This window comes from Qipengyuania aquimaris (genome assembly GCF_020171965.1).
Classification (GTDB): Bacteria; Pseudomonadota; Alphaproteobacteria; order Sphingomonadales; family Sphingomonadaceae; genus Qipengyuania; species Qipengyuania aquimaris_A.
Map to the genome: position 1 here is coordinate 1291000 of NZ_JAIUZK010000001.1, position 21663 is coordinate 1312662.

A 21663-nucleotide genomic window follows, 5' to 3' on the forward strand; every position below is an offset into this window, starting at 1 on the left:
ACAACGCTAAATCAATAGCTTGAAATCGATAGGTCATTCTTCCGGAGCGACTTCCCGATAGACCGCCTTTTGTGGCTCGGAAACCGTCACCGGCACCAGCATATATTCCTGGCCATAATAGCTTGGTGAGTGACGTAGCTCGCCTGCAGCGGCACTTTCCATATAGTCGTCGAGGTAGGCCTCGCATTCTCCATAGGGCGAGGCTGCGCCGCGACGCGCTTCGTCTATCGAATCCCCCACAGCGCTACCGGCTACTGCGCCAACGCCTGCTCCTACGACGGTACCGAGCAAGCGATTACCGTCACCGGCTATACGATTTCCGGCTACCCCGCCGATCGCTCCGCCAACCACTGCGCCAAGAACCTTGCCTCGATCGGTCTCGTCATAGGTTGCCAAGCGGTTGCGGCATTCCGAAAGCCATGCTTCGCGATCGAATTGCACGACGCGCGCACCGGCGGGAAGACCGATCACCTCCACTCGCTCGCCTTGACTACCCTGAGTGTACATGCGCCGTTTTGTCACCACGCGCTGCGCGGTGGTCACTGATGGGTATCGGGTAAAGTCGGCTCCTGCATGGTCAGGAACGTCCTCGATCTCGACCCTCTCGATAACGACCGGCGCTTGGCGCCTCGGAATGACGCGCTCCGCCGGAAATACCGTTTCAACGACTTCGACCTCAATTCCCCGGTCTGCCGGTACATCGCCCGCGGTTGTTGCGTCCGGGTCGGACGTCTGGGCGGCCGCTGGGGTGAACGCACACAGAGCGGCGCCGGACAGGGCGATGGCGAAATTCTTCATTCCCGAGACTCCATGAGGCAAAGGCTATTCAAGCCGAAATACCAAGCCGGGCCCGTTATCGCAAAGCGCTGCTGCAGACCGTCTTATTGCGGGGCAGAATCAGATCCGGTCCGACAGGATCGAGGCCAGTTTCTCTATCCCGGCGCGGTCCTCATGATCGAAGCGAGCCTTTTTGGGGCTGTCCAGGTCGATAACCGCGACGACTTGGCCTTCGCGGACCACGGGAACGACCAGCTCCGAATTTGTATCGCCGTCGCAGGCGATGTGCCCCGGAAACGCGTGGACATCCTCGACCAGCTGAGTCTCGCTCTTGGCAGCAGCTACACCGCAAACGCCGCTACCGAGCGGTATCCGGATGCAGGCCGGACGGCCCACGAAAGGACCAAGCACCAGCTCACCATCGACAAGGCGATAAAAACCCGCCCAGTTCAGGTCCGGAAGAAAGTCCCAGAGCAAGGCGGCGCTATTCGCCATATTGGCGACGGCATCCGGCTCGCCGGACGTCAGGGCGTCCGCAGCGTCGCAAAGTTGCCGGTATGCTTCGGGCTTGGGGCAATCGGGATCGGGACGAAAATCAAACATGCCAGCGATCTAGGCGGCGGCGCGCGCGATGCAAGGGGCGTTGCGGGTCAAGCCTCGCTGGCGTAACGCTGGATCGCATGAGCATCCTCAAAAAGCTGGGCATCGCCCTTCTCGTCATAATCGTGATCCTCGGGATCGTCTTCTTCTTCGTCTCGCGCGGCGACACGGCCGACATTCCGTTCGACGAGGTGGTGGGCACCGATCCGCGTCTCGATGAACCGGATGCCGAAACCTTCCCGACCATTGCGATCGCCGAGCCGATCGGCTGGCAGGAAGGCGAAGTTCCGGATGCCGCGGAAGGCCTTCAGGTGCAGCGCTTTGCGGACGGGTTGGACCATCCGCGTACCCTGCAGGCCCTGCCGAACGGCGATATTCTGGTCTCGCTGACACGCGCTCCCGCGAAGGACGAGGGAGGCTTGACCGCGTGGATTGCCGATTTGCTGATGAGCCGTGCGGGCGCGGGTGGCGAATCGCCTAATCAGGTGGTCTTGCTTCGGGATGGTGACGGCGACGGAATTGCTGAAACGCGCCAGGTACTCATCGACGGCCTCGATTCTCCTTCGGGTCTCGCCTGGACGGATGGCACTCTCTACGTCGCAAATCACGACGAAGTGCTTGCATTTCCCTACGAACTTGGTGCCGACGCACCTGCCGGCGAAGCGGTCAAGATTGCCGACCTGGCGCCGGCTGGCGGCCATTGGATGCGCAATCTGGCCCTCCATCCTGACGGTGACAGGCTATATGTAGCGGTCGGGTCGGATACCAATATCGGCGACAAGGGCATGGAGGCAGAAGAGGGCCGCGCCCTGATCTGGGAGATAGATCTCGCTTCCGGAAACCAGCGAGTGTTCGCCGGCGGGCTTCGCAATGCAAACGGCCTGGATTTCAGCCCCTGGTCGGGTGAGCTCTGGACGACCGTGAACGAGCGCGACATGCTCGGGTCGGACCTTGTGCCGGATTACCTCACCAACGTCCCCGTAGGCGCGCAATACGGCTGGCCGTGGGTATATTGGGGCGACAACTTCGATCGCCGGGTTAAATATCCCTACCCATCCTACATCAACTACATCCGCACGCCCGAATATGCGCTGGGCCCTCACGTGGCCGCGCTCGGCCTGGTCTTCAGCCGCGAGGGGGCGGCATTAGGCGAGGGCTTCTCGAGCGGAGCCTTCATTGCGCGCCACGGCTCGTGGAACCGGAAGCCGCCGTCGGGCTACGACGTCGTTTACGTGCCTTTCGACGACCGCGGAAACCCGACCGGGCAGCCGATCGAGGTTCTGGGCGGCTTCCTGACCGGCGATGGGAAGACCCGCGGGCGGCCGACGTGGGTCGAATGGGCCGGGGATGGCTCGCTGCTGGTCAGCGACGACACTGCCGGGATCATCTGGCGCGTCAGCGCTCCAGGTGCCACGCCGCAGGGTGCAATCGAAAGGGTCACCGGTCGCAGCCTGCCTCCACAGCGTGAGCTCAGAGGGCAAGCCGCGACGTTCTCCGGCGAGGATTTCGCCCGGGAAGTGACTGTAGACTAAGTCGCGCGGCGCAACTTGGCTTAGCCGAGCAGCGCCTCGGTGGGGATCGCGTAGAGATCTTCCGATCCTGCTGTCGCAGCGGCGCGCAGCCCCGCGGCTTCGGGCACGATACGATCGAGGAAGAACCGAACGCTCGCCGGCTTGGTCTTGGCCAATGCCGGAGCGCTTCCAGCCTCTACCGCGCGCAGCTGGCGCACCAGCTGCCATCCGGCCACAGCTACGGACAGCATTGTCGTGAAGGCCACGCTGCCCGCGAGGCGATCGTCGAGGCTGGCTTCCTCGCGCATCCACTTGGCGACCGCTGCGCAATCGCCGGCGAGCGCAAACAATGCCGGTTCGTCGGCGCAGTCGCGCGCGATGTCTTCCGTCAGCGAGATCAGCGCCTGGCCGTCGTCCATACCGAGTTTGCGGGTAACGAGGTCGGCGGCCTGAATGCCGTTCGTGCCTTCGTAGATCGGTGCGATGCGCGAATCGCGCCAATGCTGCGCCGCACCGGTCTCCTCGACAAAGCCCATGCCCCCGTGGACCTGGATGCCAAGGCTGGCGACTTCGATCCCGATGTCTGTTCCCCACGCCTTGATCAGCGGCGTCAGGACTTCGCCACGCGCGCGCGCCGCATCGTCGCCCAGCGTTCCCCGATCGACCTGGCCAGCGGTGTAGTAAAGCAAGGCTCGCGCGCCCTCGGTCAGGGCCTTCATCCTCAGGAGCATGCGGCGTACGTCGGGATGTTCGATAATCGACACGGGATTGCGATCCGGAGAACCGGCGCGTGCCGATTGCACCCGCTCCTTAGCGTAATCGAGCGCCTGCTGGGTCGCGCGCTCGCCAATCTGGACGCCCTGGTTGCCGACATTGATGCGGGCATTGTTCATCATCGTGAACATGGCCATCAGCCCGCGGTGCGGCGCGCCGACCAGTTCGCCGATGCATTCGTCGTTATCGCCGTAACTCATCACGCAAGTGGGCGATGCGTTGATGCCAAGCTTGTGCTCGAGGCTGACGCAGCGCACGTCGTTTCGCGCTCCGGGATTGCCCTCGGCGTCGACGTGATACTTGGGTACGACGAAGAGGGAAATGCCCCTGCTGCCTTCCGGCGCATCCGGCAGCCGGGCCAGCACGAGATGGATGATATTCTTCGAGAGCTCGTGCTCGCCCCAGGTGATGTAGATTTTCTGGCCCTTGATGCGGTATTTCCCGGCATGCTCGCCATCTTCGATCGGAACGGCGGTCGCCCTGAGGGCGCCCACGTCGCTACCGGCCTGCGGCTCGGTCAGGTTCATCGTCCCGGACCATTCGCCGCTAACCAGTTTGGGAAGATACTTCTGCTGCAGTTCACCGGAACCGTGATGTTCTAGTGCCTCAATCGCGCCAACGCTCAGCATAGGCAGCAGGTTGAAGGCCATGTTTGCCGTGCCGAGGTTCTCCAGCACATTGCATGCAAGCGTGAAGGGCAGGCCCTGACCGCCGAATTCGGCCGGGGACGCGATCGCATTCCAGCCCTGTTCGACATAGGCCTCGTAGGCGAAGTCGAACCCGTCCGGCAGGCGCACCACCCCATTCTCTAGCTTTGCTCCCTCGAGATCACCGATTCGGTTGAGCGGGGCGAATTCCCCTGCCGCGAATTGGCCCACGCCCTCGACAATGGCCTCGACCATGTCGGGCTCTGCTGCGGCGAATTTCTCGGTCGTCGCGAGCTCTTCGATTCCGGCATTTACCCGAATGGCGAGCAGCTGGTCCTGGGTGGCGGGGGTGTAAGTCACGAATGCATTCCTCTTGGCTTTCTCGAGCGTCAGATATAGCGCGCGGGCATGAGCGGCAAATACGCTACGGAAACGCTTCAGGCGAACGAAAGTGGCATTGCACGTGCCGCGGCGATCCTGCGGGCGGGTGGGCTCGTCGCAGTGCCGACCGAAACGGTTTACGGACTCGCTGCGAGGGCGGACAGCGAAGACGCGGTGGGCCGCATTTACGAGGCCAAGGGACGGCCGAGCTTCAATCCACTCATCGTCCATGTGCCTACGATAGAGCGGGCGGAGCGCCTCGCTGTATTCAGGGCGAAAGCAAGGAGGCTTGCCCAGGAACACTGGCCGGGCCCCCTGACACTCGTACTGCCCAGGCGGGAAGATGCAGGATTGGCCGCAAGCGTCACGGCCGGACTGCCGACCCTGGCACTGCGGATGCCGGATCATCCTGTCATGTCGGCATTGCTCGAAGCTGTCGACTTTCCCCTGGCGGCCCCGTCCGCCAATCGCAGCGGCTTCATCAGTCCGACGAGTGCGCAGCATGTGCTTGCCTCCTTGGATGGCCGTATCGATGCAGTGATCGATGGGGGTGCATCGCAGGCGGGGCTGGAATCGACGATCCTTGCTGTCCGGGACGATGGTAGCGTCGACCAGCTACGACCGGGTCCGGTCAAAGTCGCGCGGCGCAACTCGACTTCCGGCTTTGCGGGCATCGAGGCGCCGGGCCAGCTCGCCAGCCACTATGCTCCCGGAAAGCCCTTGCGTCTCAACGCTGGCGACCACGCAGATGACGAGTTCATGATCGGCTTCGGCGATATCGCTGGAGATTGCACCCTGTCCGGGGCCGGCGATCTCGAAGAGGCGGCGTCACGCCTCTATGCCTGCCTGCACCTCGGCGCGGCATCCGACAAGCCGCGCATGGCTGTGGCATCCATCCCGGATCGGGATATCGGCAAGGCGATCAACGACAGGCTGCGCCGCGCGGCGAAACCGCCGGATTAATTCTCGTCGGGCTCGACGGGAATAGTCGGCAAGATCTGCTGCATCTCGGCGTAGGTATCTCGCGCTTCGCTGCAGGATCGGCGATTGCCTTCCTCGCATTCATCCAGCTGTTTTTCGTATTCCCGTTCCAGCTTGGCCAGACGCTCTTCGCGGCGGCGGATCTCGCGCCCGCGCTTTTCATCGGCTTCCGACTGGCTGGTAGTCGCCAGGTCTACACCTTTGCTCACAACCTTTACGGGAGCGGTCGCAACATCGACGAGCGTGCTTACGCAGCCGCTCACGGCGAATGCGGCGAAAATCAGGGCAAGGGTGGCTGGGCGGCGCATGCGAAGTCCTTTCGCGTGGCCGCCTAGCCCATATTCCCTTGCCAGGCGATGACTTAAGCTTCGGATTCTTCCGCGGCGTCGTCCTGCGCCGGTTTTGCGCCGCTGCGACATACCAGCTTGCCCGATCCCATTGAGGAGACTTCGCAGGTCGCGCTGCCGTTCACCGTCACCGTTCCCGATCCGACGATATTCGCTTCGACCGTGCCATCGGACGAAAATTCCGCATCGCCCGAACCGGCGACGGTAACTTCCGCGGTGTCGACCTGGAGATTGCTCATCGCGCCCTTGCCAGTCCCGGCAATCGTCATTTCAAGCGACTTTGCAGTGCCGGATGCCTCGAAATCGCCCGAGCCGGCAATCGTGACTTCGAGCTTCTCGGCCGCGATAGTGCCGACTTTCGCCGATCCCGACCCGGCGATGGTCGCTTCGGCCGGTCCGCTCATTTCGTCGGCTTCTATGGTGCCCGAGCCAGCGAGGACCATGGCGGTCAGACTAGGCATGGTGACCCGCACGGTCGCCGTGCCGAGGTCCTTGCCGCTGTCCTTTTCGCGGCTCACGGCGAGAGAGTCGTTATCGAGATGAAAGCGCAAGGCATCGACTGCAGCCTGGTCGCCGGAGACCTCGATATCGAGCGCGTCGCCCTTGTTGACGATTATCGTGTCGGGGGAGGCGAGAACGATTTCCGAAGGGTTTGCATCGGCCATGTCGACTTCTGCCAGCGGCACGCCTTCGCTATCTCCGATAGTGACGTTCACGCCGTCGCAACCCGCAATAAGCGTGCTGGCGGCCAGGGCGGCGACGGGCGCGAGGCCCTTGAGAATTCTGGTCAGCATTGGCGGTATCCCTCTATTGCCCGGATTTTCCGTATTGCCCACGTAATACACTGACACCGCCAATTCAAGGCAAACGAAAAGGGCCGCCCCTTGCGGAGCGGCCCCTTCGTCGATTGCTCGATGGCGTTTGCCGATCAGGCTTCTTCAGTGTTCTCGTAATACTGCGGCGCATGCTCGCGCAGGACATCGAGGATCTTTTCAAGCGCAGTCGCTTCGTCGGTTTCTTCCATCGCACCGAGCTCGCGAGCGAGGCGGCTGGAGGCAGCCTCGAAGATCTGGCGTTCCGAATAGCTCTGTTCCGGCTGATCGTCGGGGCGGAAAAGATCGCGCGTCACTTCGGCGATCAGGACGATTTCGCCCGAATTGATCTTGGCTTCGTATTCCTGCGCACGGCGCGACCACATGGTCCGCTTGACCTTGGGCTTGCCCTTCAGGGTTTCCATCGCTTCCTTGAGCGTCTTGTCCGACGACAGCTTGCGCATGCCGATCGATTCGACCTTGTTGACCGGGACACGCAGGGTCATCCGCTCTTTTTCAAAACGCAGTACGTAGAGGTCGAGCTGCATTCCCGCGATTTCTTCGCTCTGCAGTTCGATGACACGGCCCACACCGTGCTTGGGGTAAACGACGTAATCGCCAACGTCGAAGGCATCAGCCTTGCTCGCCATGCATAATCCTTTCACCGGGCCGACCGAGATTTCCGCGCTGCGAATGACCCTGCCCGCATTCCCCAAGGGAGCGCGGTATAGTGATCAAATTGCAGGTTGGATGCTCTTCCGGCCCTTTCGATTCTCACATCTGGCCGGGAGCACACCGGCGCAGTTGTTGCATTATATAGCACAGTATGTGGATTATTGCGAGTCTGCGACGCTTTCGGTCGATCGCGTTCCCGTTCCCTTCGCGCGCTCCGCCACCAGTTCCGCCCCGAGCAAGAGGAAGAAGCCGCTGGCATAGAACCAGGTGATCAGGACGATCACCGCACCCAGCGATCCGTAAGTGGCGTTATAATTGCCGAAATTTGCGGCATAGTAGGCGAAGGCTGCCGTTGCCGCGATCCAGGTTACTGCAAACAGTACGGCACCGGGCCAGATGACGTCCCAATCGGGCGCGGGCTTGTTGGGTGCAAAACGGTAGAGCAGGGCGGCCGCACCGCTGGCGACAAGCAGGAGGGTCGCGAAACCCGCAATATCGCCGATCGGACCGGACACTGCGGCTATGGCGGTAATCACCCCGCCGGCGGCCGCTAGTCCCACGACGCCTGCTATCGTTATAAGCAGCGCGACCAAATTACCTTTCACGAAGCCGCGCTCTTCCTTCGCGCCTAAAGCGATGTTCAAGCCCGTCATCAGGGCGCGCGCCCCGTTGCGGGCGCCGAACAGGGCAATTGCGAGCGATAGCAGCAGGCCGAATCCCTTCGCCCCGGCTGCGCCTTCACTCACATTCTTCAACTGATCGCCAATCAGTTCGGCCGCCGACGCGGGCAAATTCTCTGATAATGTCGCAATATGCCCTGCAACCGTCTCCGGATCGGCGAATAAGCCATAGCCGAGAACCATTGCGCCGAGCGTAGGCACGAGGGCGAGCAACGCATAATGCGCCACTCCCGCAGCAATGATGCCGATATTGTCTTCGCCGCCCCTGGCCCAGGCGGCTTTCAGATCGTCCAGCAAAGCGATGGCTGGATCAGTCGCCTTCGCCGGGTTCAGGCGAGAAGTACTTGTCGAACTTGCCCTCTTCGCCCTTGTGCTCGTCCGCATCTGCGGGCGGCTCTTTCTGGCTGGTGATGTTCGGCCATTCGGCGGAGAACTTGGTGTTCAGCTCGAGCCATTTTTCCAGATTGTCTTCCGTGTCAGGCAGGATGGCTTCCGCCGGGCATTCCGGTTCGCACACGCCGCAGTCGATGCACTCCGACGGATTGATGACGAGCATGTTCTCGCCTTCGTAGAAGCAGTCGACGGGGCAGACCTCCACGCAATCGGTGTATTTGCATTTGATACAAGCGTCGGTGACGACATAGGTCATGGTGCGATATTTCCCTGTCTCGCAGTGGTCTTGCCGCTGCTATTTCCATTTTGTCCGCCCGGGTCAAGCTCGCGGTAGCAAGCCTGCGCTTCTCTTGGGGGTCCGCGGCGATCGGGTAGTGACAGAACTTCGATCAGGCGCACTGCGTTCCCGAGGGGGAGGGTGAGCACATCGCCGGGCTGGATGTCCCGGCTGGACCTCGTGACGCGCTCGCCATTGCGCCGGATGTGACCCATGCCGACCAGCTTGTTCGCCGCGCTGCGCGTTCGCACGAAGCGCAGCAAGCAGAGCAAACGGTCGATCCGCACCCTCAGCCCTGCTTCATGAGATCCGCCAGCCCGGCAAAAGCGCTGCCTTCGCGCGTCTTGCTCGCGGCGGGAGCGCTGCGTTGCTGCTTGCGGCGGGATGGACGCCATTCCCAGCTGTCGGGACGGGGAGGGCCGAATGCGCCTTCTTCCAGGGGCTTCGCGCGCTGGACCCGGAATCCGGCCTGTCCGAGCAGGCGCTCGGCATTCTTCTCTTCCAGGCCGATCGAGATCGGAAGGGAGAGGTCGAAGTGGAACTTGCGGCTCTTGTCCGCCTTGGCCCGCGCTTCGTGGGCGGAGCGGAAAATCTTCTCCGCAAGGTCGAGCCGGATGGCCTGCGATCCGGCATGGCGATAGCCCGACGGGAGCTTCTTCGCGTCCGGAATGACAGGAAGCATGGCCTCCTGCAGCGGACGACGATCGATGCCGAGGGAATGGAGCAGCTGTCGCGGCGCAGGCTTGAGCAGCATCGGCGAATAAATGTCGAGGGCGCCGAACGTGACCCCGATCTTGCGCAGGAAAGGGCGCATTTCCTTGGGCAGATGCTCGATCCCTGCTTTTTCGCGCGTGACGAAGCCATGGCCAGAAATGAGGTTCAGCAACAATGCGCGGGCCTGCGATCCGGCGTCTGGGTTGGTGGCGGCTATGTGCATCTTGCGCAGCGGCTCGAGCGGCTCGAGCTGTTTGTCGAGCCATGTGTCGAGCGCCGCCATCAGATTGGCTCGCGAAGCATCGGACAGGCTTGCCAGCTCTCGTGCAGGTTCGAGCTCGGGCTTCACCTGCCCGTCGCGCGTACGCAGTTTCGCAAGCATCTGGCCCTTCCACCGGATGGCCCCACGCCCGATCTCGATCTCCTCCATCCCGGACGCAGCCAGGGCATCGGCGCGTTCGCCAAGGAGGCGCGGCAAAGCCTTCTCGGCTGCAGCAAGGAGCATCTTGCGATCCGCATGATTGGCCGCCGCATCCACGACGAAACGGAATCCCTCGACATGGCCCAAGGGTTCGTCCTCGACCTTGAGGACGCCATCGTCCGTAAGGGTAATGGGGAGCATGGATGCGTCCTGTCCCAGCGATTTCATCAGGATAGCCGTCCTTCGGTTCACGAATCTTTCGGTCAGCCGCGCATGGAGCGCGTCCGATAGTTTTGCTTCCACTGCGCGGGCACGCGACGCCATTTCGTCACGAGCCAGAACCCAGTCCGGGCGCTGGCAGATATAGGCCCAGGAGCGAATCGCGGCGATCCGCCCTTGCAGCGTATCGATGTCGCCACTCGTATTGTCGAGTTCGGAGATTCGCGCTGCGACGAAGTCGGCTCCGATATAGCCCTGCTGGAGATCTTGCCACAACCGCGCCACGAAGCGGGCGTGGACGTCCGGCCCACGCTGGCGGAAGTCGGGAAGCGAGCAGGCTTCCCAGAACCGGCGAACCTGTCCGTGGCCGCGGATAGTAGCGGCGAAAGGCTCTTCGGCGAGGCGCTTGAGGGTGGCCAGGTCGATCGCTTCCGGTGCAAGGCGAAGCGCTTCGTGCCGGGGCGGTGTCTCCAAATCGCCTATCAGCGTGGCGATATCGTCGAAGCGTGGCTCCGCCTCTCTCCAGAACAGCTTCGTGATCGGAGCGAAGCGGTGCTCCTCGATCGCGTAGACTTCTTCCTCGGTGAATTCCGGAGCGGGTCCCGTTTTCCCGCCTGCACCGGCGAGCGTTCCGAAGGTCCCGTCCCGCTGGTGGCGGCCTGCGCGCCCGGCAATCTGGGCCATTTCGGCTGGGTGCAGCCTGCGCATCCGCACGCCGTCGAATTTGGTCAGCCCCGCGAAGGCCACGTGGTTCACATCGAGGTTGAGGCCCATCCCGATGGCGTCGGTAGCGACAATGTAGTCGACTTCACCATTCTGGAACAATTCGACCTGTTTGTTGCGCGTTTCCGGTGATAGTGCCCCCATGACGACAGCTGCACCGCCGCGAAACCTGCGGAGCATTTCGGCAACGGCGTAGACCGCCTCGGAACTGAACGCGACAATCGCGCTGCGCGGCGGCAGGCGCGACAATTTCCTCGGTCCGATATGCGTAAGCGTCGAAAAGCGCGGCCGGTCGGATATCTCGGCGTCGGGAACGAGTGCCTTGACCATCGGCTCAAGGGTCGCGGCACCAAGCAGCATGGTTTCCTCACGCCCGCGCGCATTGAGCAGGCGATCGGTAAAGACGTGTCCCCGTTCGCGGTCGGCGGAGAGTTGAGCTTCATCGAGTGCGACGAAGGCTGCGTCGGGCGAGCGAGGCATGGCCTCCACCGTGCAGCACAGGTATCGCGCCCCGGCGGGCTCGATACGCTGCTCACCGGTAATGAGCGCGACCGCCTTCTCGCCCTTGATCGCGACCAGTCGGTCATAGACCTCGCGCGCAAGCAGGCGCAGCGGGAAGCCGATGACACCGCTCGAATGCGCGCACATTCGTTCGATGGCGAGGTGGGTCTTGCCGGTATTGGTGGGCCCGAGGACCGCCTTGATCGAGGCGTCTTTCACGATACCTAGGTGGCAGTGCGCCGCAGGCAGTGCAACCGCTCGCCACGCAATACCCGCAACTCGGCGCGATTCGGGCCCGAACAGGCCTAAGTTAAGCGTGTCTTTACCTTGAATCCTGCATAGACTACTCCGCAAACATAGATCGGCGGGCGCGCGGGATCGCGCCATTTGTCGAGACGGAGGAATTTAGGTGCAGGTGTCCGGTTTGGACAAGCCAGATCAGATTTCGGCGGGGCAGGCTGCGGGTGAGCGCGCTCCTGGTGCTGATCCTGTGGTCGATGCGCCCAACCGCGCCGGTAGCACCGGCAAGTTCTCTCTTGGCACTCTTAAATCGCAAGTTTTCGCTCGCATCGAAACACTCGACATCGCGCCTGACCTCGGGGCCGACATCGGCTCGAAGCGCTGGTTCAGGGGGCTGGGCACCTTTGTCGGCCTGTCTGTCGTGGCACTGGCATTCTGGCCCGATTTCGCGCCGCTGGAAGCCGCTTCGCCGCTGCCTGACGATGGCGAAATCCTTGGCGAATATCACAGCCAGGCGATCCTGCCGCTTGCCCTCGGAGCCGATACCGGGCGCCGGATGGGGCCGAGCAACCTCGTGAGACCGCTGGCCGAGGCGCCCGAACGTCCGCAATTGCAGATGCTGGCAACGCTGGGGTCGGGAGACAGCTTCGAGCGAACCCTGCTGCGATCCGGTGTCGGCAGGTCGGAAGCGCAAGATATCCTGTCACTGGTGGAACGGGCCATGCCGCTCAGCGAGCTTGAGCCGGGCACCCAGATCGACATCACTTTGGGCCGGCGACCCGCCCCGGGGGCTTCGCGGCCTTTGGAAGAACTGAAGTTCCGCGCACGCTTCGATCTCGAATTGGCTGTGTCCAGACTGGACCCTGGCGCCGACCTGACCTTGTCGCGCAAGGTCATCCGGGTCGATGAAACGCCGCTTCGCATCCGCGGAACCGTAGGCGACAGCCTGTATCGATCCGCCCGGGCAGCCGGAGCGCCGGCGAGCGCGATCCAGGCATATCTCAAGGCCCTCTCCGCGCAGGTCAGCCTCGACAGCGAAGTCCGCGAGACGGATACTTTCGACATGATCATCTCGCATCGCCGTGCTGCGACGGGGGAGCGTCAGGCGGGCCAGCTGCTGTTCGCCGGACTCGAGCGTGGTTCGCGCCAGCCGATCCAGCTGATGCGATGGGGCAAAGACGGGCAGTTCTACGAAGCGTCGGGCGTCGGGGAAGAGCGCGGCGGCCTGATGGCGCCGGTCCCCGGCCGGATGAGCTCGAGCTACGGAATGCGTCGCCACCCCATCCTTGGCTATCGGCGCATGCATGCCGGGGTCGATTTCAAGGCGCGGCACGGCACGCCGATCGTCGCTGTAACCGATGGGCGGGTAACCGGTGCAGGTCGAATGGGCGGGTGCGGCAATGCTGTGCGTCTGCGTCATGGGAACGGCATCGACACGCGCTATTGCCACATGAGCCGGATCGCGGTGCGCGGCGGCCAATCGGTCAAGCGTGGGCAGGTCATCGGCTACGTCGGATCGACCGGCCTTTCGACGGGGCCGCACCTTCATTACGAAATGTATCGCGGTGGCCGCTCGGTGAATCCGGCGTCGGTGAAGTTCGTCACCCGCGCCCAGCTTTCCGGCGAAGAGCTACAGAAATTCCGCGAGGCGCTGCGCAAGATCAGGACCGTCGAAGCAGGTGCCGCGCTGGAAGATCTGGCGCCCACAGCGGATGAAGCGGCGGAAGAGGGGCCGAAGCGCGAGATCGACAAGCTCAACATGCCGCAGCAGGTATCCTGAGATTGAACCGTCACAGCGATTGCAGCACAGGGGCCCCATGACGAGCAACGCATCCTACCCAGCCACGCGAATGCGCCGTACGCGAGCCCACGACTGGAGCCGCCGCATGCAGCGCGAAACCGTGCTGACCGCGTCCGATCTGATCTGGCCGCTGTTCGTGACTGACGGCGAAGGCGTGGAGGATCCGGTACAGAGCTTGCCCGGGGTATCGCGCTGGTCGGTCGACGGGATCGTCAAGCGGGCGAGGGAAGCTGTCGACCTGGGCATTCCCTGCATTGCACTTTTTCCGAACACTCCGGCAAGCGCGCGCAGCGAGGATGGTGCAGAGGCCCTCAATCCGGACAATCTCATGTGCCGGGCCATCAAGTCCGTACGCGACGCCTGCGGAAGCGATATCGGCATCCTCACCGATGTGGCGCTCGATCCTTATACAAGTCACGGACAGGACGGGCTGATCGATGAGGACGGCTATGTCCTGAATGACGATACCGTCGCAGTTCTGGTCGACCAGGCGCTGGTCCAGGCCGACGCCGGGGCGGATATCGTCGCGCCATCGGACATGATGGACGGCCGCGTAAAGGCCATTCGCATGGCGCTCGAGATGAACGGGCATCCCAATGTCCAGATCATGAGCTACGCGGCGAAATACGCCTCGGCTTTCTATGGCCCGTTCCGTGACGCCGTAGGGTCCGGCGGCCTGCTCAAGGGCGACAAGAAGAGCTACCAGATGGACCCGGCCAATGGTGACGAGGCCCTGCGTGAAATCGCGCTCGATATCGCCGAAGGAGCGGATAGCGTCATGGTGAAGCCCGGCCTCGCCTACCTCGACGTTATCTGGCGCGCGAAGCAGGCATTCGGCGTTCCGGTCTATGCTTACCAGGTCAGCGGAGAATATGCGCTGATCGAGGCAGGCGCTGCAGCGGGCATCGGAGACCGCGATGCCTTGCTCATGGAGAAGCTCGTCGCATTCAAGCGCGCCGGATGTTCGGGCGTGCTGACCTATCACGCACCTGTGGCAGCAAGGCTGCTCAATGGCTGAGGCGGGGAGCGCAGCTTCGCGCCGCTGGCTGTTCACTCTCACGATTTTCGTGGGGAGCTTCCTGCTGTTCATGGTCCAGCCGATGGTCGCGCGCATGGCATTGCCGCGGCTCGGCGGCGCGCCCAATGTCTGGAACAGCGCGATGCTGGTTTACCAGGCGCTGCTTCTCGGCGGATACGCTTACGCGCACTTCATCGGCAGGTTTACGATCAAGCGCCAGGCGATGGTCCACGTCGCCTTGCTCGTCCTCGCCGGCCTGACCCTGCCGCTTGCCCTGAAGGCGGGCGGCGCTGCGGCTCCGGGCTGGGAAGTCGTCTGGGTGCCATGGCTCTTCCTCCTGACCGTGGGCCCGGTCTTCTTCGCCGTTTCGGCGCAGGCACCGCTAATGCAGAGCTGGTACGCCGCGGGCGACGGGGCGGGCGATCCCTATCCGCTTTATGCCGCCAGCAACCTTGGAAGCTTCGGCGGCCTGCTTGCCTATCCTCTCCTCGTCGAGCCCATCCTTCCTCTCGGCGAGCAAAGCCAGCTCTGGACGATCGGATACGGCGCCTTGGTCCTGCTGGTCGCGAGCGTTGCCTTCGCGCGGCGCAAGGCGGTTGCGGTCACTCATGTTGCGGAAGAGGCGCATTCCAAGGTCAAGGGCTTCACTATCGCGCTGTGGTTGATTCTGTCGGCTGTGCCTTCCGGGCTGATGCTTTCGACGACCACCTTCCTGACGACCGACATCATGGCGATGCCGCTGTTGTGGGTGATCCCGCTCGGTCTTTACCTGCTCTCGTTCTCGATTGCTTTTGCCGAGAACCGCAAGCTCGCCCGGCTTTTCGTGTTGTCAGCGCCGGTATTGGTGCCCCTGTGTGCAGCGCTGTCGATCGGCGAGAAAGCGGACCTTGGGGTAACCGCCGGGATTGCCACGATAGTGCTGCTCTTCATCGGGGCGATTGCGCTCCACGCGCGCCTCTATTCACTGCGCCCGCCGGCGAGCGAGCTGACGCGCTTCTATCTCTTCATGTCGCTTGGCGGCGTGATCGGCGGGGCTTTCACCGCCCTGTTTGCACCCGTCCTGTTCGATTGGACCTGGGAGCATCCCATCCTGATCATCGCGTTGGTAGCGCTCTTGCCGCTGGACGGTTGGAAGGACCTGCTCGAGCGCATCCGTATCCGGCAAATCCTGTTTCGTGCCGGACTGGTCTTCGCAGTTTTCTTCGTGATGATGTTTACGGGCCTGACGACACAAATCGCCCTGAGCACTGTGGGCGACCGGACCCGAAGCTATTTCGGAATTTACACCGTCGCGGAACAGAACGACGGATCGCGCTGGCTCATCCACGGCACGACGACCCACGGAATGCAGATGGAGGGAAGTACCGAGCCGACGACCTACTATGGCCGCGATTCCGGTGTCGGCCGGGTGCTGGCACAGACGCCGCGCCTGTTCGGTGACGGGGCTCGCGTCGGCGTAGTCGGCCTGGGGGTGGGAACGCTCGCCTGCTATCGCCAGCCGGGCCAGGAGTGGACCTATTTCGAGATCGACCCCGCCGTTCTCGACTATTCGACCCGGGGGCAGTTCACCTACCTGTCGGAATGTACCCCCGAAGCGGAAATAATCATCGGCGATGCGCGTCTGGAACTGGCAGCCTTGCCCAGCGATGCCTTCGATGTGCTCGTCATCGATGCTTTCTCTTCCGATTCCATCCCGCTGCACTTGCTTACGCGCGAAGCGATCGCCGTGTACCGGCGGGTGATGCAGCCCGATGGCGTGTTGCTGATCCACATCAGCAATCGCTTCATCAAGCTGGAGCCGGTGATTGAAGCTCTGGCGCGTGATGCCGGGCTAACCGCAACCATCCGCAATGATATGGAAGACAAGGAAGCGCGGACTTTCACGTCCGGCTGGATCGCGCTGAGCGCTGACGGTTCCAAGCTCGAGAGCATTACCGAGCAGGACGGCTGGGAGCCCTTGGGCGAGCCTGCCGAAAGGCTGTGGACGGACGATTACGCCTCGGTCCTACCGCATCTGAAGGTGAACCTGACCGAATGAACCGTGCTCCCTTCCGGCATGAGACGGAAAGACTGGTCCTGCGGGACTGGAGGGACGAGGACTGGCCTCTTTTCTGGGAAGCGACCAATACCCCGTCCGTGATGCGCTGGCTGGGCGGGGTCTGCGATGATGAAAAGCGCGCCGCTGCGCAAAACCGCCTCCTCTCGTACAAAGAGGAACACGGCCACACCTTCTGGGCGGTGGAGCGCAAGGACGACGGCTCCATTCTCGGCTTTTGCGGATTGAAGCGATGTAACCAGGCCGGCGGGCCGGTCGGCATGATGGAGGTCGGCTGGCGCCTGCGCGAAGATGCCTGGGGCAAGGGCTACGCAAAAGAGGCAGCCATAGCGTCGCTGGATCTCGCTTTCGCTCGCTTTGGCGCGGAAGAGGTGATCGCCCTGACCGTCCACGGCAATTCCCCCAGCTGGGGCCTCATGGAACGGCTCGGTATGAAGCGGCGCGAGGATCTCGACTTTGCCAATGACGAGTTCGATGCGGAGAACCCTGTAATCATCGTATACTCCATCGACGCGGATCGCTGGAATGGCTGACATTATCGCCGAAACCGACCGCCTCATCCTGCGGACAATCGAAGAGAGCGACGCTGCAGAGCAGATGCGCGTTCTCAACACGCCAACGGTGATGGCGAGGCTCGGCGGTGTAAAGGAACTGCACGAAATCGAGGCGAAGCATGCGAAAGCCCAGGCGCTTTATTCGCGTCACGGCTTCAGCTTCCTGATGATGATCGAAAAGGCGACCGGCGATCTCGTGGGTCATTGCGGGATCAAGCAGGTCGACAACCCGCTTGCTCCGAATCAGGGCGATCACGAAGTCGGCTGGCTGGTCCGCGAAGACCGCTGGAGGCGCGGCTATGCGCGAGAGGCGATGGAGGCAGTGCTCGAATGGGCATTCGGCCGGGTGGATGCGCCGCACGTCGTCGCCTTGACCAGCGAGGCGAATGTGGGAAGCTGGAAACTGATGGAAAAGCTCGGCATGACGCGGCGGACCGATCTCGATTTCGATGATCCCGATTACCCGCCCGAAGACCGGCGGGTCATCCAGTACAGCCTGACCCGCGAGGAATGGGAGAAGAACCAATGAACCGCCCCGGTGTGAACATCGTGCCGATCCACGGCAAGAACCCGAAGATCGACGACAGCGCATTCATCGCACCTGGCTGCACTATCGTTGGCGATGTCACGATCGGCGCCGAGAGTTCGATCTGGTACAACTGCGTCCTGCGCGCGGATGTCAGCCGTATCGTCATCGGGGAGCGGACGAATGTGCAGGATGGGAGCGTGCTCCACTGCGATCCGCCCCGTCCGGGCGATCCCGATGGATCGCCGCTCATCATCGGCGACGACGTATTGATCGGGCACATGGCCATGATCCACGGTTGCGTGATCGAAAACCGCGGGTTCGTCGGTCTTGGCGCAATCGCGATGAACAAGGCCGTCATCGGCAGCGATGCCATGCTCGCTGCAGGGGCCATGCTCACCGAAGGAAAGGTGATGGGAGAGCGGGAGTTGTGGGGCGGTCGCCCCGCGCGCAAGATGCGTGACCTCGACGAAGCGGCGGTGATGGGCATGCGAATGGGCACCGCGCATTATGCGGAAAACGCGCGGCACCATGCGGCGGCAGTGGATGAAGCGCTCAAGAGCTGATCTGCCCGAACCCGGTGCGCTTGCCCAATTGATCGATTCCGAGGACCGTCTTGCGATCCGGGTCACTCCGGGCGCCCGGATCGCAAGCAATTCTCATCGAGAACGATAGGGTGTCGGTCAAAGTCCGCGCCAACCCCAGGATGGCGCGGCAAACGAGGCAGTGCGTGTCCTGCTTGCTCAGGCTCTGTGCGTTGCGCCGTCCCAGGTCGAATTGTTGCGCGGCGCAACTTCGCGCGAAAAGCTTTTCAGGATTATGCGGCAGCTTTGACGTAAGCGCCCATGTGCGGGACCAGGTCCGCCTTGCCGAGTTCCACTCCGTTCATCCGCATGATCGCGTAGGCGGTGCTCGTGTGGAAATAGAAGTTCGGTAGCGCCCAGTCGCGCGCATACTCCTGCGCCGAAAGGTGGAAGGTCATGCCGATGGGCAATGTCATGTCGAATTTCTCTTCAGCGCCAAGGAAGTCGTCCGGACGAACCCGGTCGAGCATGGCCAAAGCTCCTGCGATCCGCTCCTTAGCTTCCGCAAAGGTCGCAGGATCGTCGTCCCTGGAAGTGAAGTCGAGGCCCGCCAGCCTGGCCAGGCCCTCACCGGGCAGATTGGTCACGAACCGATATTGGGTCGAGAGCGGAAGCATGTCGTCCGCCAGCTTCTCGGCCAGCAAGGCATCGCCTTTTTCGTGCTTGGCAGCCTTGTCGGTCATGCCCGAAAGAGCGCGCAGCATGTTGCGCCAGGTCGGTATCAGCAAATCGTGAGGTGTCATCGAAATCTCCCGGACAGGCACTTGGCCTAGCCGGAGCAGCCGCGGCGTCAATCCCTCACGAGCGAGCGGAGCGCCTCGATCTGGTCCGCTTCGTGCGGAGGCTTGTCCCAGCGGATGCGGTGGATGCGCGGAAAGCGCATGGCGAGGCCGGACTTGTGCCGCTTGCTCTCGTGCACACTGTCGAAAGCCACTTCGAAGACGAGGCTCTTGTCGGTTTCGCGCACCGGTCCGAAGCGGTTTACGGTATTGCTGCGCACGTGGCGGTCGAGCTTCTTCAGTTCCTCGTCGGTGAATCCGGAATAGGCCTTCCCGACAGGCAGCAGGTCGGCTCCCTGGTCGGGATCGCCGTCCCAGCAACCGAAGGTGTAGTCGGAAAAGAAGCTGGATCGCTTCCCGCTGCCGCGCTGGGCATACATCAGCACGCAGTCGACCAGCAGCGGATCGCGTTTCCACTTGTACCAGGCCCCGACGCGCCGCCCCGCGATATAGGGGCTGTCCTTGCGCTTGAGCATAAGGCCCTCGATCGCATCGTCGCGGCTGCCTTCGCGGATCTCTGCCAAGTGCTCGAAATCGCGGGCCTCCACCAGGCTCGAAAGGTCGAAATGGCTTTCCGGTAACCGGGCCATCAGCCGTTCCAGCACCGCGCGGCGACTGGTCCAGGCCTTTTCGCGCAGATCATCCCCCTCGGCGATGAGGACGTCATAAAGGCGTACGAAGGCGGGCGCTTCGGCAAGCATCTTCTTGCTCACGGTCTTGCGGCCTAGCCGCTGCTGGAGCGCGTTGAAGCTGGCGGCGCCGCCGGCCTCCCCGCCCTGGACATTGCCGCGCACCAGCAACTCGCCGTCGAGCACGGCGTTGAACGGAAGCACATCGAGAAGTTCGGGGAACGTCGCAGAGATATCGTCGCCACTGCGCGAATAGAGCCGGGTTTCACCGCCTGCCCGCACCAGTTGCACGCGGATGCCGTCCCATTTCCACTCCGCGGCATATTCCGCCAGGTCGACGACCGTCTCCTCCAGCGGATGCGCGAGCATGAACGGCCGGAAGGTAGGCAGGTTCTCGATATCGGGCGGGTCCTTACCGTGCGCCGCCCAGTCGAACAGTTCGGGGTAGGGCGCGGCGAGGCCGTGCCAGTACTCTTCGACCTCGTCGACCGACACGTCGAACGCCTGTGCGAACGCGGTCTTTGCCAGGCGGCTCGAAACACCGGTGCGCATTCCGCCGGTCGCCAGTTTAAGCAGGGCATAGCGACCCGATGCGTCGAGCCGGTCGAGCAGGCGCGGCAGTTCGGTGACTACGCTCTTACGGTTCATCGATGAGAGGAGCTCAACCGCCTCGCTCACCGTAGGCGGGGAGGGTGGTTCTTCCGGCGCCGGCCAGAGAAGGCTGGCGGTTTCTGCCGTGTCGCCGACGAAGTCGCGGCTGAGCGTCCAAAGGACCGGGTCGACGCGGTCCTTCATCAGATTGCGGATCGTGGAACTCTTCACGGCTGGAAAATCCAGCCCGTCGGCAAGTGCAGCCAGTGCCCAGCCCCGGTCGGGATCGGGTGTGGCCCTCAGATATTCCGCGATCAGGCGCAACTTCTCGTTGCGCGAACGCGTGTAGACGAGGGCATCGACGAGTGCGGCAAATTCTTCCACGTTCAATCGTCCTCGTCTTCATAACCGACGAGTGCCAGCGCGCGGGCGCGCCGCTGGTGCAACTGACACCAGCGCAGCAGCGCATCCTCGCGCCCGTGGGTAATCCAGTTCTCTTGCGCGTCGACTTCGCGGATCGTGCGGGTGAGCTCGCCCCAATCCGCGTGGTCCGAAATGACCAGCGGTAATTCGACGTTCCGCTGACGAGCACGCTGGCGCACACGCATCCAGCCGCTTGCCATGGCAGTGATCGGATCGGGCAGGCGGCGGCTCCATCGATCGTTCAGCGCAGATGGCGGACATACGACGATCGCCCCGCGCATTTCCTCTTTCGTGTGGTCGGCGACGAGCCGAAGCTCGCCCAGCTCCACGCCGTGCTCCTCGTAGAGACGGCACATTTTTTCCATCGCTCCGTGGAGGTAGATCGGATCGGTATGCCCCGCCTGCCGCAATTCGGCGATAACGCGCTGCGCCTTGCCCAGCGCATAGGCGCCGACAAGCACGCAGCGATCCGGATGGGCGGCCAGCCGGTCCAGCAGCTTGCGCATCTCTTCCTCGATCGGAGGATGGCAGAACACGGGCAGGCCGAAGGTCGCCTCGGTGATGAAGATGTCGCAAGCCGTGACCTCAAAGGGCGGGCAGGTGGGGTCGGCGCGTCGCTTGTAGTCGCCTGTCACGATTACGCGCTCGCCTGCATGTTCCAGCAATATTTGCGCGCTGCCCAGGACATGGCCTGCGGGGATATAGGTCGCATCGACCCCGCCGGGCAGGCGGATCGTTTCACCATATTCGACTGGCGTGGCACCGTCGGAAGTCGCGTAGCGCAACTTCATGATCGCCAGCGTTTCGGGAGTCGCGACGGTCTGCCCGTGACCTCCGCGCGCATGGTCGGCGTGACCGTGTGTCACCAGGGCCTTGTCTACGGCCCGTGAAGGATCGACCCAGCAATCGGCCGGCTCGATATAGATCCCGTGCGGTTCGGGTTTGATCCAGGAAAAAGGCGCGGCCATCGCCGACTCAAGCGAAAGGGGCGCGAACCGTTCCCGATCCGCGCCCCTTCGATTGCTTATC

Annotated in this window: 21 protein-coding genes and 1 pseudogene; 9 read left to right on the top strand and 13 right to left on the bottom strand. The window is 62.9% G+C overall.

The window, feature by feature from the left end; translation table 11 throughout:
• Positions 1-33: 33 nt before the first annotated feature.
• Together LCM24_RS06350 and LCM24_RS06355 are read right to left on the bottom strand one after the other, a co-directional pair.
• Positions 34-798, bottom strand: coding sequence for a glycine zipper 2TM domain-containing protein (locus LCM24_RS06350; RefSeq protein WP_224803218.1), 765 nt, complete (start codon positions 796-798; stop codon positions 34-36).
• A gap of 99 nt (positions 799-897) precedes the next feature.
• Positions 898-1380, bottom strand: coding sequence for a GAF domain-containing protein (locus LCM24_RS06355; RefSeq protein WP_224803219.1), 483 nt, complete (start codon positions 1378-1380; stop codon positions 898-900).
• A gap of 77 nt (positions 1381-1457) precedes the next feature.
• On the opposite strand from LCM24_RS06355, the gene LCM24_RS06360 reads away from it, so the two are divergent.
• Complete coding sequence (locus LCM24_RS06360) at positions 1458-2909, top strand: PQQ-dependent sugar dehydrogenase (protein ID WP_224803220.1); 1452 nt, start codon at positions 1458-1460, stop codon at positions 2907-2909.
• Positions 2910-2929: 20 nt separating this feature from the next.
• Here the strand turns inward: LCM24_RS06360 and LCM24_RS06365 are convergent, their stop codons facing one another.
• Positions 2930-4669, bottom strand: a complete 1740-nt coding sequence (locus LCM24_RS06365) for an acyl-CoA dehydrogenase (RefSeq protein ID WP_224803221.1) — start codon at positions 4667-4669, stop codon at positions 2930-2932.
• A 48-nt stretch (positions 4670-4717) separates the two neighbouring features.
• On the opposite strand from LCM24_RS06365, the gene LCM24_RS06370 reads away from it, so the two are divergent.
• Positions 4718-5653, top strand: a complete 936-nt coding sequence (locus LCM24_RS06370; protein ID WP_224803222.1) for an L-threonylcarbamoyladenylate synthase — start codon at positions 4718-4720, stop codon at positions 5651-5653.
• On the opposite strand, the gene LCM24_RS06375 is transcribed toward LCM24_RS06370, so the two are convergent.
• From LCM24_RS06375 to LCM24_RS06405, 7 genes are all read right to left on the bottom strand, one after another.
• A complete protein-coding gene (locus tag LCM24_RS06375; protein ID WP_224803223.1) occupies positions 5650-5979 on the bottom strand; it encodes a hypothetical protein in 330 nt (109 codons plus the stop codon). The genes LCM24_RS06370 and LCM24_RS06375 overlap by 4 nt on opposite strands.
• Before the next feature lie 53 nt (positions 5980-6032).
• Positions 6033-6812: a head GIN domain-containing protein gene (locus LCM24_RS06380; RefSeq protein WP_224803224.1), complete on the bottom strand. Its 780-nt coding sequence runs from the start codon at positions 6810-6812 to the stop codon at positions 6033-6035.
• Positions 6813-6946: 134 nt separating this feature from the next.
• Entirely contained in the window at positions 6947-7480 is a 534-nt protein-coding gene (locus tag LCM24_RS06385) for a CarD family transcriptional regulator (protein ID WP_090477095.1), read from the bottom strand.
• 183 nt (positions 7481-7663) lie between these two features.
• Complete coding sequence (locus tag LCM24_RS06390; RefSeq protein WP_224803225.1) at positions 7664-8482, bottom strand: YihY/virulence factor BrkB family protein; 819 nt, start codon at positions 8480-8482, stop codon at positions 7664-7666.
• A 13-nt stretch (positions 8483-8495) separates the two neighbouring features.
• Positions 8496-8834: a ferredoxin FdxA gene (fdxA, locus tag LCM24_RS06395; RefSeq protein ID WP_040964444.1), complete on the bottom strand. Its 339-nt coding sequence runs from the start codon at positions 8832-8834 to the stop codon at positions 8496-8498.
• Positions 8831-9250 (bottom strand): RNA-binding S4 domain-containing protein, encoded by a 420-nt coding sequence (locus LCM24_RS06400; protein ID WP_318247361.1) that lies wholly within the window; start codon positions 9248-9250, stop codon positions 8831-8833. Before LCM24_RS06400 ends, fdxA begins: the two co-directional genes overlap by 4 nt.
• On the bottom strand, positions 9145-11652 hold the full coding sequence (locus LCM24_RS06405; protein ID WP_224803227.1) for a helicase-related protein: 2508 nt from the start codon (positions 11650-11652) through the stop codon (positions 9145-9147). The genes LCM24_RS06400 and LCM24_RS06405 overlap by 106 nt, the downstream gene beginning before the upstream one ends.
• 205 nt (positions 11653-11857) lie before the next feature.
• Between LCM24_RS06405 and LCM24_RS06410 the strand changes: the two genes are divergently transcribed.
• The 7 genes and pseudogenes from LCM24_RS06410 to LCM24_RS13090 all read left to right on the top strand — a co-directional run.
• Positions 11858-13453 carry a M23 family metallopeptidase gene (locus tag LCM24_RS06410; RefSeq protein WP_224803228.1) on the top strand — a complete coding sequence of 532 codons (1596 nt, stop codon included), beginning with the start codon at positions 11858-11860 and terminating at the stop codon, positions 13451-13453.
• 37 nt (positions 13454-13490) lie between these two features.
• The gene (gene hemB, locus LCM24_RS06415) at positions 13491-14492 is read left to right on the top strand and encodes a porphobilinogen synthase (RefSeq protein ID WP_224803229.1); all 1002 of its coding nucleotides are present in this window, start codon (positions 13491-13493) and stop codon (positions 14490-14492) included.
• On the top strand, positions 14485-16530 hold the full coding sequence (locus LCM24_RS06420) for a spermidine synthase (RefSeq protein ID WP_224803230.1): 2046 nt from the start codon (positions 14485-14487) through the stop codon (positions 16528-16530). The genes hemB and LCM24_RS06420 overlap by 8 nt, the downstream gene beginning before the upstream one ends.
• Positions 16527-17081 (top strand): GNAT family N-acetyltransferase, encoded by a 555-nt coding sequence (locus tag LCM24_RS06425; RefSeq protein WP_224803231.1) that lies wholly within the window; start codon positions 16527-16529, stop codon positions 17079-17081. The genes LCM24_RS06420 and LCM24_RS06425 overlap by 4 nt, the downstream gene beginning before the upstream one ends.
• Positions 17074-17631 carry a GNAT family N-acetyltransferase gene (locus LCM24_RS06430; RefSeq protein WP_224803232.1) on the top strand — a complete coding sequence of 186 codons (558 nt, stop codon included), beginning with the start codon at positions 17074-17076 and terminating at the stop codon, positions 17629-17631. The genes LCM24_RS06425 and LCM24_RS06430 overlap by 8 nt, the downstream gene beginning before the upstream one ends.
• Positions 17628-18194: a gamma carbonic anhydrase family protein gene (locus LCM24_RS06435; RefSeq protein WP_224803233.1), complete on the top strand. Its 567-nt coding sequence runs from the start codon at positions 17628-17630 to the stop codon at positions 18192-18194. Before LCM24_RS06430 ends, LCM24_RS06435 begins: the two co-directional genes overlap by 4 nt.
• Before the next feature lie 142 nt (positions 18195-18336).
• Positions 18337-18462 (top strand): annotated as a pseudogene (locus LCM24_RS13090) (DUF167 domain-containing protein); the annotation flags it as partial.
• On the opposite strand, the gene LCM24_RS06445 reads toward LCM24_RS13090, so the two are convergent.
• Genes LCM24_RS06445 through LCM24_RS06455 form a run of 3 tightly spaced genes read right to left on the bottom strand, consistent with a single transcriptional unit; the run spans position 18446 to position 21602 of the window.
• On the bottom strand, positions 18446-18955 hold the full coding sequence (locus LCM24_RS06445; protein ID WP_224803234.1) for a DUF1993 family protein: 510 nt from the start codon (positions 18953-18955) through the stop codon (positions 18446-18448). The pseudogene LCM24_RS13090 and the gene LCM24_RS06445 sit on opposite strands and share 17 nt — an antisense overlap.
• Before the next feature lie 47 nt (positions 18956-19002).
• Positions 19003-20595, bottom strand: coding sequence for a cisplatin damage response ATP-dependent DNA ligase (locus tag LCM24_RS06450; RefSeq protein ID WP_224803235.1), 1593 nt, complete (start codon positions 20593-20595; stop codon positions 19003-19005).
• Positions 20596-20597: 2 nt separating this feature from the next.
• A complete protein-coding gene (locus tag LCM24_RS06455; protein ID WP_224803236.1) occupies positions 20598-21602 on the bottom strand; it encodes a ligase-associated DNA damage response exonuclease in 1005 nt (334 codons plus the stop codon).
• Positions 21603-21663: the final 61 nt, after the last annotated feature.

What these genes read in the sequence shown, in the direction of transcription:
- LCM24_RS06350 (WP_224803218.1), bottom strand. Translation starts at nt 798, where the DNA reads ATGAAGAATTTCGCCATCGCCCTGTCCGGCGCCGCTCTGTGTGCGTTC.
- LCM24_RS06355 (WP_224803219.1), bottom strand. Translation starts at nt 1,380, where the DNA reads ATGTTTGATTTTCGTCCCGATCCCGATTGCCCCAAGCCCGAAGCATAC.
- LCM24_RS06360 (WP_224803220.1), top strand. Translation starts at nt 1,458, where the DNA reads ATGAGCATCCTCAAAAAGCTGGGCATCGCCCTTCTCGTCATAATCGTG.
- LCM24_RS06370 (WP_224803222.1), top strand. Translation starts at nt 4,718, where the DNA reads ATGAGCGGCAAATACGCTACGGAAACGCTTCAGGCGAACGAAAGTGGC.
- LCM24_RS06375 (WP_224803223.1), bottom strand. Translation starts at nt 5,979, where the DNA reads ATGCGCCGCCCAGCCACCCTTGCCCTGATTTTCGCCGCATTCGCCGTG.
- LCM24_RS06380 (WP_224803224.1), bottom strand. Translation starts at nt 6,812, where the DNA reads ATGCTGACCAGAATTCTCAAGGGCCTCGCGCCCGTCGCCGCCCTGGCC.
- LCM24_RS06385 (WP_090477095.1), bottom strand. Translation starts at nt 7,480, where the DNA reads ATGGCGAGCAAGGCTGATGCCTTCGACGTTGGCGATTACGTCGTTTAC.
- fdxA (WP_040964444.1), bottom strand. Translation starts at nt 8,834, where the DNA reads ATGACCTATGTCGTCACCGACGCTTGTATCAAATGCAAATACACCGAT.
- LCM24_RS06400 (WP_318247361.1), bottom strand. Translation starts at nt 9,250, where the DNA reads ATGGCGTCCATCCCGCCGCAAGCAGCAACGCAGCGCTCCCGCCGCGAG.
- hemB (WP_224803229.1), top strand. Translation starts at nt 13,491, where the DNA reads ATGACGAGCAACGCATCCTACCCAGCCACGCGAATGCGCCGTACGCGA.
- LCM24_RS06420 (WP_224803230.1), top strand. Translation starts at nt 14,485, where the DNA reads ATGGCTGAGGCGGGGAGCGCAGCTTCGCGCCGCTGGCTGTTCACTCTC.
- LCM24_RS06425 (WP_224803231.1), top strand. Translation starts at nt 16,527, where the DNA reads ATGAACCGTGCTCCCTTCCGGCATGAGACGGAAAGACTGGTCCTGCGG.
- LCM24_RS06430 (WP_224803232.1), top strand. Translation starts at nt 17,074, where the DNA reads ATGGCTGACATTATCGCCGAAACCGACCGCCTCATCCTGCGGACAATC.
- LCM24_RS06435 (WP_224803233.1), top strand. Translation starts at nt 17,628, where the DNA reads ATGAACCGCCCCGGTGTGAACATCGTGCCGATCCACGGCAAGAACCCG.
- LCM24_RS06445 (WP_224803234.1), bottom strand. Translation starts at nt 18,955, where the DNA reads ATGACACCTCACGATTTGCTGATACCGACCTGGCGCAACATGCTGCGC.
- LCM24_RS06455 (WP_224803236.1), bottom strand. Translation starts at nt 21,602, where the DNA reads ATGGCCGCGCCTTTTTCCTGGATCAAACCCGAACCGCACGGGATCTAT.